We start from the raw sequence: 12,593 nt of genomic DNA, 5'->3' as shown, positions 1-12,593 counted from the left end.
CTATCCCTGAGAAGTAAGGCAGGCGGCACCCCGGAGGGTTCCGGGCGCGGACGCCGCACTGAACATGGGGCCGCCCCCGTGATGCAACATCGGCGCACCGGGCGCAACGCCTAAGGCGATCTATAGCCCTGTCTAGTTGAAGAGTTCGCGGCGTCAGACACCGCCGAACAGGTCGCGCACGCCCAGTTCGTCGCCGCGCCGGCGCTCCAGCTCCTGCGAATAGCGGCGAAGGGCGTAGGCCTCGGTCAGGTAGCCGACGACGCGGCGGCTGCTGACCCCCTCCACCACCGGCAGGCTGTCGGCGTCCCAGTCGGCGAAGCGCTGCAGGGCCATGCGCACCGACTGGTCGGGCAGCAGGAAATGCTCACGATCGCGCGCCACCTCCGCTGCCCGCTGGTCGGCCGGCAGCTCGTGCTGGGGGTCGTGCACCGCGTTCATGTCCACCCGGCCGGCGAAGGCGCCGTTGGGATCCAGGGCGAACACCGTCTTGGCGCTGCCGGGCGGGTAGTGGCCGCGCAGGGCGCCCAGGGTGATGTCGGCCGGCACCGTCTTGGGGTCGCCGCGCATCAGCCGGCCCACGGTCATGTCCTTGACCCAGCCGATGTCGTGACCGCCCCGGATCTGCACGCCGCGCTGGTGGAAGCGCCAGGTGGCGAAGGAATAGCCGAAGGTCTCGCGCACCAGCAGGGTGGAGGCGATGACGCCCATGAGCACGCCGGCCGAAGCGCGCAGGTCGCCCGTCAGCTCCAGCACCAGCAGCACCATGGTCACGGGCGCGCCCACGACAGCGGCGGCAAAGGAGCCCATGCCCACCAGCATGACGGCGGAGCGCTGGGCCACCAGGTCCCAGGGCAGCAGGGTCCCGATGTCGGACACCATGCTGCCGAACAGGCTGCCCAGCAGCAGGGAGGCGCTGAACAGGCCACCACGGAAGCCTGCGCCCAGGCACAGCGCGGACGCCACAACCTTGGCCACCAGCATCACGAAGGCCAGGCCCAGGCCGTAGCCATGGTCGAAGCCGTACTGCAGGGCGCCCTGCCCACCCCCCAGCACCCCCGGGAGCACCAGGGCCATGGGCCCCAGCAGCAGCCCGCCCAGGACGGGGTGCAGCGCGCGGGGAATGGGCAGCTGGCGGAACAACCGTTCCGCATGCGTAACGGCCTGCATGGTGAGGATGGCCAGGGCCCCGGCGGCGAGGCCGACCAGCAGGAAGGTCGCGAAATCGCCGCCCCGGATGACCGGCGGCTCGGCCAGGATGAACAGGGCCGGGCGGTTCAGCGCCATCTGCGCCACCTGGTTCGCGACCACGGCGGCGACGCAGACCGGCGCCAGCGTCGCCATGGTATAGGTGCCGATGACCAGTTCGAACGCGTAGAAGGCGCCCGCCAAGGGGGCGGTGAAGGCGGCGGAGATGGCCGCCGCCGCCCCGCACCCCACGAGGGTGCGCAGATCATTGCGCCGCAGGTTCAGCCGCCGGCCGAAGTTGGACGCCAGACCGGCGCCGGTCTGGGTGAAGGCCGCCTCCATTCCGACCGAACCGCCGGCGCCGTGCGATACGACGATGGACAGGGTCAGGCGCAAGCTGTCGCGCAGGGACATGCGGCCGCCATACAGGGCGTTGGCTTCGATGGGGTCGACGGTGTCACGGGCGCGGCGGAACAGCAGGCCCAGGCCCGCCAGCAGGGCGCCGCCCACCACCGGCGCGGCCAGCGTCAGGCTGGACGGGATGAACAGGGCGCTGCTGATGTGATCGCCGAACGGCACCTTGAAGGCCAGGCTGTGCAGCGCCAGCACCAGGGCGTGCAGCCCCGCCACCGCCAGGCCCACGCCGATGCCCACCGGCACGCTGAGCAGGGCCAGGGACAGCTCGGAGGAGCGCAGGCCCTTGGGCGTCAGGGCATGGGTCAGCGCCCGCCAGACCACCGGCAGGCGGCGGCTGGCGCGCCGGCGCGGCCCGCCCTGCTGCGCCGCGCCCTGTTGCGGTCCATGGGTGGAGCCCACGGCCGCCGCGGCCGTTCCTTCCGCCTCCGCCTCTGGCGCGGACTCCGGGCCGGAGGGCGCGGCCGGTGTCTGCTGGGAAGGCGGGAAGGTATCCATGGTATCGGGGAAATGGGGCCGCGTCCGATCAGGACAAGGGTGATAGCAGGGGACCGGGCCGATATGGACGATAAAAGCGGCGCTTCTATGGAAAAGGGCGGCCGTCCCGGAGGACGCCGCCCTTCACGTTCACACGCGTGGCATTTGATCGTGGCCGCTCAAATGCACCTCAGGCGCCGGGCGGCTGCATCCGCAGCCTTGGCTATCCTCGCTCCGCCCTGCGGTGCTCGCTGCGGCGCCCGCAGTCGCGGGCTACAGCGGCACGAGTCAAAATCCCGTCCCGCTGGCAACACAGCGGCCGGATCAGCCGAAGCGGCCGGTGATGTACTGCTCGGTCTTCTCTTCCTTGGGGGCGGTGAAGATGGTGTCGGTGGCGCCGTATTCCACCAGCTCGCCCAGGTACATGAAGGCGGTGAAGTCGGAGACGCGGGCCGCCTGCTGCATGTTGTGCGTGACGATGGCGATGCAGTAGTCGGGCTTCAGCTCATCCACCAGCTCCTCGATCTTGGAGGTGGAGATGGGGTCCAGCGCCGAGGTCGGCTCGTCCAGCAGCAGCACGGCCGGGCGCACGGCCACGGCGCGGGCGATGCACAGGCGCTGCTGCTGGCCGCCGGACAGCGACAGGCCGCTCTGGCGCAGCTTGTCCTTGACCTCGGTCCACAGCGCGGTCTTGCGCAGCGCCTCTTCCACGCGCACGTCCATGTCGGCACGGCTCAGCTTCTCATACAGCCGGATGCCGTAGGCGACGTTGTCGTAGATCGACATGGGGAAGGGCGTCGGCTTCTGGAACACCATGCCGACGCGGGCGCGCAGCAGGTTCAGGTCCTGCTTGGGCGACAGCAGGTTCTCGCCGTCCAGCAGCACCTCGCCCTCGGCCCGCTGGTTGGGGTAGAGGTCGTAGATGCGGTTCAGGATGCGCAGCAGCGTGGACTTGCCGCAGCCGGACGGGCCGATGAAGGCCGTCACCCGCTTGTCGAACAGCGGCAGGTTGATGTTACGCAGGGCGTGGAAGCCGCCGTAATAGAAGTTCAGGTTGCGGACGCTGATCTTCTCGCGCATGTCGCCGTCGGTGGCGAGGGCCGCCTGGGACTGTTCCGCCGTCATGGAAAGCGCGGTCATGGGGATCACTGGCCTTTCTTGGTGCCGATGGAAGCGAGCATGCGGGCGCCGATGTTGAGCGCGAGGATGGCGACCGTGATGAGGAGCGAACCGCCCCACGCCAGGCGCTGCCAGTCCTCATAGGGGCTGAGCGCGAACTGGAAGATGGTGACCGGCAGGTTCGCCATGGGAGCGTTCATGTTGACGCTCCAGAACTGGTTGTTCAGGGCGGTGAACAGCAGCGGCGCCGTCTCGCCGCTGATGCGGGCCACGGCCAGCAGGACGCCGGTCATGATGCCGCTGCGGGCGGCGCGGTAGGTCACCTGCACGATGACCTTCCAGCGCGGTGCGCCCAGGGCGGCAGCGGCCTCGCGCAGGGAACCCGGGACCAGGTTCAGCATGTCCTCGGTCGTGCGCACCACCACCGGGATGACCAGCACGGCCAGCGAGATGGAGCCCGCCCAGGCGGAAAAGTGGCCCATGGGGACCACGACGATGGTGTAGATGAACAAGCCGACGATGATGGAGGGCGCGGACAGCAGGATGTCGTTGATGAAGCGCGTCACCTCGGCCAGCTTCGTGCCCTTGCCGTATTCGGCCATATAGGTGCCGGCCATGATGCCGATGGGCGTGCCGATCACCATGCCCAGCACCGTCATGACGATGCTGCCGAAGATGGCGTTCAGCAGGCCGCCGGTGCTGCCGGGCGGCGGAGTCATCTGGGTAAACAGTCCCAGATTGATGGCGCTGATGCCGTTGATCAGCAGGACCGCCAGGATCCAGACCAGCCACAGCAGGCCGAAGACGGCGGCGCCCACGGCCAGGCCCATGGTGATGGTGTTGCCAATCTTGCGGCGCTTATAGCGGCCCATCGCGAAGTTGGTGCCGGGAGGGGAGGTGTCGGTGATGGCCATGGATCAGGTCCCCGCCTTGCGGTTCATGCGCACCAGCATCAGCTTGGCCAGCGACAGCACGATGAAGGTGATCACGAAGAGCACCAGGCCCAGCGCGATCAGGGAGGAGGTGTAAGTGTCGCCCACCGCCTCGGTGAACTCGTTGGCGATGGCGGCCGAGATGGTGGTGCCCGGTGCCAGCAGCGAGGAGGCGATGCGGTGCGAATTGCCGATGACGAAGGTCACGGCCATGGTTTCACCCAGCGCGCGGCCCAGGCCCAGCATGACGCCGCCCACCAGGCCCACGCGAGTGTAGGGGATGGTGATGTCGCGCACCACCTCCCACGTCGTGGCGCCCAGGCCGTAGGCGCTTTCACGCAGCATGGCGGGCATGGTCTCGAACACGTCGCGGGTGATGGAGGTGATGAAGGGCAGGATCATGATGGCCAGGATCAGACCGGCCGTCAGCACGCCGATGCCGTAGGGCGGGCCCTTGAACCAGGCGCCGATGCCCGGGATGGTGCCCAGCGTGTTGATCAGGAAGGGTTGGACGGTCCGCTGCAGGAAGGGCGCGAACACGAACAGGCCCCAGATGCCGTAGATGATGCTGGGGATGCCGGCCAGCAACTCGACCGCGATGCCGATGGGCCGCTTGGCCCAGGCGGGACACAACTCGGTCAGGAAGATGGCGATGCCGAAACTGACGGGCACGCCCACCAGCATGGCGATGGCCGAGGTGACCAGCGTGCCGTAGATGGGCGCCAGCGCGCCGAACTTCTCCGTCACCGGGTTCCAGATCTCGGTCGTGACGAAGCCGAAGCCGAAGGCCTTCAGGGCCGGCAACGCGCCGTGAATGAGCGAGATAATTACACCGCCCAGGAGCGTCAGCACCAGGAGGGCGAAAAACAGGGTGGCGCCGCGAAACAGAAGGTCGTTGCGGCGCTGCGTGCGCGCCCGCGGACTCTCCGCGCTGATGTCCGATGCCTTTACCGCCATGTCCACCAAAGCACCCCTCCGGCCGTAGGCCCTGCGATAACCCGAAACGCGATGACCTAATAAACCCGGATGTCTATCAAGGAAGCCGACAAAGAGGGAGAGGAGCCGTAGGCGACCCCTCTCCCGATCTTCGTCCCCCGGGGCGGAAGCCCCGCGGGCGCTTCCTTTTACCCGAGCACTCTTACTTCGACCAGACGGGCTTGCCGTCGGCGGTCTTCACCGTGCCCCAGGACTTCTCGACCTGGGCGATCACGGCGGCCGGCATCGGGACGTAGTCCAGCTGCTCGGCGGCGGCCTGGCCGTTGTTGTAGGCCCAGTCGAAGAACTTCAGCGCCTCGGCGACGGCGGCGCCGTCCTGCGGCTGGCTGTAGACCAGGATGAAGCTGGCGCCGGTGATCGGCCAGCTGTCGGCACCGGGCTGATCGACCAGCACCAGGTAGAAGCCCGGGGCGTTGGCCCAGTCGGCACCGGCGGCGGCGGCCTGGAAGGCCTTGATCTCCGGGCTGACGACCTTGCCGTCCTTGTTCTTCAGCTTGGTGAAGGTCAGGCTGTTCTGCTTGGCGTAGGCGTACTCGACGTAGCCGATGGCGCCGTCGGTCAGCTTCACCATGTTGGCGACGCCTTCATTGCCCTTGGCGCCCAGGCCGGCGGCCCACTGCACCGACGTGTTGGCGCCGACGCGCTCGGCGAATTCCTTGTCTTCCTTGGACAGGTAGGTGGTCCACAGGAAGTTCGTGCCCGACCCGTCGGAACGGTACACCGGGACGATGGAGGTGTTCGGCAGGTTCAGGCCGGGGTTCTGCGCCTTGATGGCCGGGTCGTTCCACGAGGCGATCTGGCCCAGGTAGATCTTGGCGATGGTCGGGCCGTCCAGCTGGATCTGGCCGGGGGCGATGCCCTTCACGTTCACGACCGGGACGACGCCGCCCATGATCATCGGGAACTGCTGCAGGCCCGCTTCCTTCAGCTCTTCAGCCTTCAGGGGCATGTCGGAGGCGCCGAACGTGACCGTCTTCGCCTTGATCTGCTTGATGCCGCCGCCGGAACCGATGGACTGGTAGTTCAGGCCCACGCCGGTCTTGGCCTTATAGGCCTCGGCCCACTTGGCGTAGATGGGGTACGGGAAGGTGGCGCCGGCGCCGCTGATGTCGGCAGCCTGGGCGGCGCCCACCATCACCACCGCGGCCGCGGCGGCAACCATGCCCTTCAGCAGGTTCTTCGGTTGAAAGTTCACGGGATTCCCCCACGGGTTGGAACGTCTTAGTCGACCGTCTCGGGGCCTCGGCCGATCCGCCCAGGGGCAAGCCCCCGCGACCGCTTCCTGATCCCGTCTCGACGGGCGGACCCTAGATTCCGGGTCCTGAACCTTTGGTGACGAGTTTGTTACAGTTTTATGAAACCGTGGGCGTTTTGTCGCAGGGCCGCCCCTCGTTCACGCCCCGTACCGGCCGGCAGCGCTGGCGTGCCGCTGCAACACCAGCCACAACCTGGCGGCACTCTATGAGTCAACGCCGATTCTCAATTTCTTTTCAAGTGTCGGCGAAGGCGCAGCCCGCCGCCGTTTTTTCTGCGCCGCAACGGCATCCCCTTGGTGGTCATAAGCAGGCCCCGGGGTGCGCCCTATTCACAACACTATAGATGCAGTCGATCCGCCCACCCTCTTTTTTCAGCCCGCCGGGCCCGTCCGAACTCTACTGCTGTAGTCCCGGATTTGTTGCCCCGCCTTACTTTAAGCCCCCTAAAACGCCCGACTCGAAACTGTTGCAGCGGCGCCACAGCTAGCCCCTTTCATAAATCTGTCAACCTTTAGCAGTCTCGCTGTCATGCTATATTGCTACCGAGCGCTTCGTTAGGGCCGCAGCCCAAACGCTCCAAACGCGTGACGTCGGCCCCGAAACCCGGGATTGGGCGGCATGCCGTAGACCGGATGATGGGAGAATCTAGGAATGAACCTGAAGACCGTGTTGCTCGCTGGCACGGTGCTGAGCGTGGCTTTCGCCGCCGCCGGCGCCTCCGCTGCAGAGACCAAGAAGTCGAACGCCGCCTCCGCCACCGCCGCCGCTGCCGCCACCCCGCTGGCCACCCAGGCGCAGATCGACGCCCTGAACAAGCAGATCCAGGCGCTGCAGGCGCAGTTGCAGGCGATCTCGGCCCAGACCGACGCCGCCAACAAGGCCGCCGCTGAGTCCAAGGCCGCCGCCGAGAAGGCTGCCACCTCGGCCACCGCCGCCACGGCGAACCTGCCCAGCATCACCTTCCCCAACGGCGTGCCGACCTTCACGTCCGCGGACAAGGCGTTCAGCTTCCAGCCCGTCGGCCGCATCCACCTGGATTACGGTTACAACTTCCAGGATGCCAAGAACCCCGACAACCGGGCCAACAAGGACATCACCGACGGCTTCAACTTCCGTCGCGCCTACATCGGCTTCGCCGGCAAGGCCTTCAACGACTTCACCTACAACGTGACGGCCGACTTCCCGGGCCGCTTCAACCAGTCCGGCCGCCTGCAGACCGCGCAGCTGACCTACACCGGCTACAAGGGCTGGCTGATCGACGTCGGCGCCATGCAGCCGGCCATCACCTTCGAAGACAGCATTAGCTCCAACGACATCGGCCTGCTGGAGCGTCCCGGCATCACCAACGTCGTCACCGGCCTGATCGCCAGCGAAGGCCGCCTGTCGGCCGGCGTGCGCACCTTCGGCGACAACTATTTCGCCGACGTCTACCTGACCGGCGCCAACGTCAACACCAGCCCGTTCGGCAGCACCACCGTGCTGACCAGCACCGGCGGCGCGACCGCCTCGGTCACGTCCAGTGCCGTGACCGGTGTCGCCGACGACCAGAAGGCCGCCTTCGCCCGCGCCGCCTTCCGTCCGATCAACGATGAGCACACCATCGTCCATGTCGGCGCCGATGTCGGCTACATGTACGCCCCGCCGCAGACCAACGGCGTGAACGCCGCCGGTTCGCACGTGCTGGCCCTGTCCGAGCGTCCGGAAAACCGCTACGGCGGCCTGGGCGCCATCCTGAACACCGGCAACATCAACGCCAACAGCGTCGCCATCTACGGCGGTGAAGCCGCTGTCCGTTACGACAGCTTCTGGGCCCAGGGCGAAGGCTACCAGATCGACGTGACGCGTCGTAAGGTGCTGTCCACGGCCACCAACGACCCGAGCTTCTTCGGCTACTACGCCGAAGCCGGCTGGGTCCTGACCGGCCAGAAGCGCAATTACGTCGCCAACCAGGGCGCCTTCAGCGCCCCGACGGTGGACAAGCCCCTGAACCCCGGTGCCGGCCAGTGGGGCACCTGGGAAGCCGTGGCGCGCTACAGCTTCCTGAACTTGAACTCCGACACCTGGGCCACCAACACCGCCAACCGCGTGCGCGGCGGCCAGCAGGAAGTGTGGACCCTGGGCCTGAACTGGTACATGACCAGCAACGTCCGCTTCATGCTGGACTACCAGTTCATCGACCTGAAGAAGTACTCGTCGGCCACCAACAACACCCAGGTGGGCGACAACTGGCAGTCCCTGGGCGGCCGCGTCCAGTTCACGTTCTAAGGCCAGTTCACGTTCCAAGGTTTGTCCCCTTCGGGGAGATATCCTGTACAAGGGAAACCCCGCCGGTCCGCTGGCGGGGTTTTTCTTTACCTGCGACACTTGTCCACGGGGGGCCGGCGGGATGGAACACACCTTCCCCTCTGGCGATCGCGGAAAATTGTCATAGTTCGGTTATAGAAACACCTGTCAGCGTTTAGGTTGCGCCCCGGCGGATGCTGGGCCAAAACGGCCTGAGGCGTAATGCCGGATTGAGAGGACGAGTGCGATGGATGAGGGGCGTGGCGGCATGAACCCGCAGGATGAGAACGCGGCGCAGCCGGCGCGGGATGCGCAGCAGGACGCCGCCATCGCCGCCGAGCTGGCGGCCGAGGCGGAAGAGCTGGCCGACATCGACCTGGGCGACGAGGGCGGCGACGATGACGGCCTCGATGGCGTGGAGGAAGAGCCCGGACTGGACGGCGCCCCGCCGTCGGATGGCACGGCGCCCGCCAGTGGCAAGCGCGTGGCCTGCGGCGTCACCGGCAAGCTGCGCCCCAAGCGCGACCTGATCAGCCTGGACACCCTGCGCCCCAGCCTGGCCGTGCGCATCCGCCGCGACCACCCAGGCCTGCCGCCCGATGCCCTGGTCAGCCGCGGCGTCGTCGCCCGCTACCGTTCCCTGTATGTCGAGGAACTGCTGCAGCAGGAAAAGGGCGAGCTGACGGAACTGGATCGCCAGGTGGCCGAAAGCATCGCCACCCATGAGACCCTGGCGGAGAACATCGAAGAAGGCTACGCCGAGGAGCGTACCCTGGGCGAGCGCATGTCGGACCATCTGGCCAGCTTCGGCGGCAGCTGGACCTTCATCCTCACCTTCGCGGGCTTCCTGATCATCTGGATGATCATCAGCAGCTTCCAAGGGGATAAGTCTTTCGATCCCTACCCCTTCATCCTGCTTAACCTCATCCTCTCCTGCCTGGCCGCCATCCAGGCGCCCATCATCATGATGAGCCAGAAGCGGCAGGAGGCCAAGGACCGCCTGCGGTCCGAGAACGACTACCGCGTCAACCTCAAGGCGGAGCTGGAGATCAGGCACCTGCACGAAAAAATTGATTATCTTATCCAGCGGCAGTGGAAGCGGCTCACCGAAATTCAGCAGCTGCAACTGGAGATTATGCAGGAAAAGCGCTACCGCCGCTGACCCACCTATCCCTTTTGAGCGTTGTTTCGGCTATTCCTGGCTAGCTAACGCGGGTTGGATACGCGAAAGGGCTAAAGCGACCGGACACAAGTGAGGGTTGTCTTATGGTCCGAAAGAGCCAATATTAAACACTCCGATCTAGTTGCATCTGCGTCGGAGGTTTGGATCATGGCCACCCATGATGTTCTGGTGATAGACCCGAGTACCCTGTTCCGTCAGGGCTTAAGACAACTGCTGCCGCAGGATTTTCGCGTGGTTTCCGAAGCGCGCGATGTCGAGGCGGCGCGAGCGGAGCTGTCCGCCCCCACACCAAATGATATATCCGGCGCTAAGCCGTCCGGCCGTAGCGTCGCCCTGGTCCTGTTCGATGTGACGGACGCGGGGGAATTCCGGGCGGCGGCCAATCAGCTGCACAGCCTGTTCCCCGAGGCCCGCCTGGTCTACCTGACCAACGGCTTCGACGCGCCGCGTCTGCGCATGGCGCTGGAGGCCGGGATCGACGGCTACCTGACCAAGGATCGCTCCTCCAACGCGCTGATCCAGTCGCTGCACTTGGTCATGCTGGGCGAGAAGGTCTTCCCGTCCGACTTGGCCCTGCTGCTGACCCAGCAGAACCATACCGGCAGCGTCGGCGCCGGCAGCCCGCACAAGGGCCTGTCGATGCGGGAAACGCAGATCCTGCGGGCCCTGGTCAAGGGTGAGAGCAACAAGGTGATCGCCAACGGCCTGCACATCACCGAGGCGACGGTGAAAGTTCACCTGAAGAGCCTGCTGCGCAAGATCAACTGCAACAACCGCACCCAGGCCGCTATCTGGGCGCTGAACAATGGCCTTACGGAAGCGACCCCCACGGCGGGCGCTGCCTGAAAGGAACCACCGGACCAGGGGTGACACGCTCGCTGGAATCCGACCGGACCTTGGAAACTATCGGGGGCGCATCGCCAGCCCCCCTGAAGCCCACGCGATTTCAAGCGGGCCAATCGGCGGGACCAAGAAAAAGGCCGCTGTCCCAGGCAGGGGACGGCGGCCTTTTCTTTTGGCATGCTGCGGCCCCGGCTTACGCCACCGCCAGCACCCGCTGGCGCCGCAACGCGACGCCGTAGAAAACGGCCGCCGCCAGCACCAGCAGCGCCACCTGGCCGCCAAAATAGGCGAAGGGCGACAGGCGGTCATAAAGCTGGACGTACAGTCCCCCCACCATGTCGCCGGCGAAAACCGTGAAATAGAACACGGCCGTGATGGACGACTTCAGCCGGGCCGGTGCCTCCATATAGGCCCACTGCAGGCCGATCATGCTGATGCACAGCTCACCGAAGCCCAGCACGATGTTGGACACCAGCATGAACCAGATGCTGACCGGATGGTCCTTGGTGGCCAGCAACCCGGCCAGCGCCATGATGGCGATGGACAGGGCCGTGATGCCAAAGCCCACGAACACCTTAGTCCGCGCCGGGGTCAGCGTGCCCCGGCGGCGGTCCACCCACCCCCAGAAGGCGTTGAAGATGGGGGTCAGCAGGATGATCATCAGCGGGTTGACCGCCTGCAGCTGGTCCGGTGTCAGGTCGAAGCCGAAGGGCCACAGGTTCAGGTCGATGTAGTCGCGGGCGAAGAACACCCAGGTCGTGGCGGTCTGGTCATAGGCCATCCAGAACACCAGGATCATGGGGAAGCCCAGCAGCATGCGCACCAGGCGCGCGCGTTCCTCCGGCGTCATGCCGGCGGCGGTCTGGTCGGTCTTGGCACGGGCGGCGGCGCGGGCGGCGGCGCTTTCCTGCGGGTAGAAGCGCTTGCCGGCGGCGAAGACCACCAGGGCCACCGTCATCAGGGCCGCCGGCAGCATCAGCGCCACCTGATAGCCCGCCTTGTCGCGCACCCAGGGCAGCGCGTAGGAGGTGACGAAGCCGCCGATGTTGATGGCCACGTAGAAATAGCTGAAGGCCTTGTCCATCAGGGCTTCCTTGCCCTGCTCCTGGTACATGCGGGCCATCATGGGGCTGACGTTGGGTTTGATGGCGCCGGCACCCATGGCCAGCATCGCCAGGCTGGCGTACAGCATCCACGGGCTGCTGGCGAAGCCTAGGACCACCTGCCCGAAGATGTAGGGAAACGAGAAAAAGATGATGGTGGGGTACCGGCCCAGCCAACGGTCGGCGATGACGCCGCCGATGAGGGGCAAGGCGTAACAGGACGCCATGAAAATCTGGATGACCGTGGCGGCGTCGCTGTCCGAGAAGCCCAGCTGCGAGGTGATGTAGAGCGCCAGCAATGTCCGCATGCCGTAGTAGCAGGCGCGCTCGGCCAACTCACCCCAGAAGACGAACCAGAAACCCACCGGATGCCGAACGCGTGCCGTGACCTGTGCCTGCATGCCCAAATCCTTGGAAAATTGGTGCCTATCCCGCGGCCCCCTGCGGAAAGGGTACGCCCGGACATCCCGCAACCGGGATGCGGCGGCCTTGCCCATTCACGCCCGCGCTGCCCTTTCGCCGTCGGCCCCCAAAGCCGTCGCGGCGGATATGCCCACCTGTTGTCCATCATGGTCGCCGCACCCCACCGGGGACCGGCGCCGTTGTCAGCCTGCTTCGTTAGGGGAATCGCGCCCGGGACACAAGCCGGGAATCACAAAACGACAGCGCATCAAAAAATTTAAGCGGGAGGCGCCCAAGCCGGCGTACCTGCGGCAAACCCGCGCCGCCCTTGCCGTCCAAGAAGGACAGGCGACGCCACCGCGGTTCCGGGACAGTGCGGACTGAGGCAAAGTGTAGCGCC

At 66.3% G+C, this 12,593-nt stretch carries 9 protein-coding genes; 3 read left to right on the top strand and 6 right to left on the bottom strand.

From position 1 onward, the window contains the following. Nucleotides 1–153 precede the first annotated feature (153 nt). The 5 genes from FBZ87_RS15410 to pstS all read right to left on the bottom strand — a co-directional run bounded on the left by FBZ87_RS15410 (nucleotide 154) and on the right by pstS (nucleotide 6,318). Nucleotides 154–2,097, bottom strand: a complete 1,944-nt coding sequence (locus FBZ87_RS15410) for a chloride channel protein (protein ID WP_145611202.1) — start codon at nucleotides 2,095–2,097, stop codon at nucleotides 154–156. Nucleotides 2,098–2,400: 303 nt separating this feature from the next. Then, entirely contained in the window at nucleotides 2,401–3,216 is an 816-nt protein-coding gene (pstB, locus tag FBZ87_RS15405) for a phosphate ABC transporter ATP-binding protein PstB (protein WP_040843855.1), read from the bottom strand. A 5-nt stretch (nucleotides 3,217–3,221) separates the two neighbouring features. Next, nucleotides 3,222–4,109 carry a phosphate ABC transporter permease PstA gene (pstA, locus tag FBZ87_RS15400; protein ID WP_145611201.1) on the bottom strand — a complete coding sequence of 296 codons (888 nt, stop codon included), beginning with the start codon at nucleotides 4,107–4,109 and terminating at the stop codon, nucleotides 3,222–3,224. 3 nt (nucleotides 4,110–4,112) lie between these two features. Next, entirely contained in the window at nucleotides 4,113–5,084 is a 972-nt protein-coding gene (gene pstC, locus FBZ87_RS15395) for a phosphate ABC transporter permease subunit PstC (protein ID WP_088872617.1), read from the bottom strand. A 181-nt stretch (nucleotides 5,085–5,265) separates the two neighbouring features. Further along, complete coding sequence (gene pstS / locus FBZ87_RS15390; RefSeq protein ID WP_246134422.1) at nucleotides 5,266–6,318, bottom strand: phosphate ABC transporter substrate-binding protein PstS; 1,053 nt, start codon at nucleotides 6,316–6,318, stop codon at nucleotides 5,266–5,268. Nucleotides 6,319–7,030: 712 nt separating this feature from the next. On the opposite strand from pstS, the gene FBZ87_RS15385 reads away from it, so the two are divergent. From FBZ87_RS15385 to FBZ87_RS15375, 3 genes are all read left to right on the top strand, one after another. Further along, complete coding sequence (locus tag FBZ87_RS15385; protein WP_145611200.1) at nucleotides 7,031–8,644, top strand: OprO/OprP family phosphate-selective porin; 1,614 nt, start codon at nucleotides 7,031–7,033, stop codon at nucleotides 8,642–8,644. A 265-nt stretch (nucleotides 8,645–8,909) separates the two neighbouring features. Beyond that, on the top strand, nucleotides 8,910–9,824 hold the full coding sequence (locus FBZ87_RS15380; RefSeq protein ID WP_246134421.1) for a DUF1003 domain-containing protein: 915 nt from the start codon (nucleotides 8,910–8,912) through the stop codon (nucleotides 9,822–9,824). Nucleotides 9,825–9,992: 168 nt separating this feature from the next. Beyond that, complete coding sequence (locus tag FBZ87_RS15375) at nucleotides 9,993–10,691, top strand: LuxR C-terminal-related transcriptional regulator (RefSeq protein ID WP_145611199.1); 699 nt, start codon at nucleotides 9,993–9,995, stop codon at nucleotides 10,689–10,691. A gap of 190 nt (nucleotides 10,692–10,881) precedes the next feature. On the opposite strand, the gene FBZ87_RS15370 is transcribed toward FBZ87_RS15375, so the two are convergent. Beyond that, nucleotides 10,882–12,192 carry a peptide MFS transporter gene (locus FBZ87_RS15370; RefSeq protein ID WP_186454782.1) on the bottom strand — a complete coding sequence of 437 codons (1,311 nt, stop codon included), beginning with the start codon at nucleotides 12,190–12,192 and terminating at the stop codon, nucleotides 10,882–10,884. Nucleotides 12,193–12,593: the final 401 nt, after the last annotated feature.

The sequence above is a fragment of the Nitrospirillum amazonense genome (genome assembly GCF_007828035.1).
GTDB lineage: Bacteria > Pseudomonadota > Alphaproteobacteria > Azospirillales > Azospirillaceae > Nitrospirillum > Nitrospirillum amazonense.
The sequence above is the reverse complement of the archived record's forward strand: the minus strand, read 5'-3'. Positions and strand labels throughout refer to the sequence as shown.

Excerpts from the sequence above, each read along its gene's own strand:
- FBZ87_RS15370 (WP_186454782.1), bottom strand. The coding sequence starts at position 12,192 with ATGCAGGCACAGGTCACGGCACGCGTTCGGCATCCGGTGGGTTTCTGG.
- pstA (WP_145611201.1), bottom strand. The coding sequence starts at position 4,109 with ATGGCCATCACCGACACCTCCCCTCCCGGCACCAACTTCGCGATGGGC.
- FBZ87_RS15380 (WP_246134421.1), top strand. The coding sequence starts at position 8,910 with ATGGATGAGGGGCGTGGCGGCATGAACCCGCAGGATGAGAACGCGGCG.
- FBZ87_RS15375 (WP_145611199.1), top strand. The coding sequence starts at position 9,993 with ATGGCCACCCATGATGTTCTGGTGATAGACCCGAGTACCCTGTTCCGT.
- pstB (WP_040843855.1), bottom strand. The coding sequence starts at position 3,216 with ATGACCGCGCTTTCCATGACGGCGGAACAGTCCCAGGCGGCCCTCGCC.
- pstC (WP_088872617.1), bottom strand. The coding sequence starts at position 5,084 with ATGGCGGTAAAGGCATCGGACATCAGCGCGGAGAGTCCGCGGGCGCGC.
- FBZ87_RS15385 (WP_145611200.1), top strand. The coding sequence starts at position 7,031 with ATGAACCTGAAGACCGTGTTGCTCGCTGGCACGGTGCTGAGCGTGGCT.
- FBZ87_RS15410 (WP_145611202.1), bottom strand. The coding sequence starts at position 2,097 with ATGGATACCTTCCCGCCTTCCCAGCAGACACCGGCCGCGCCCTCCGGC.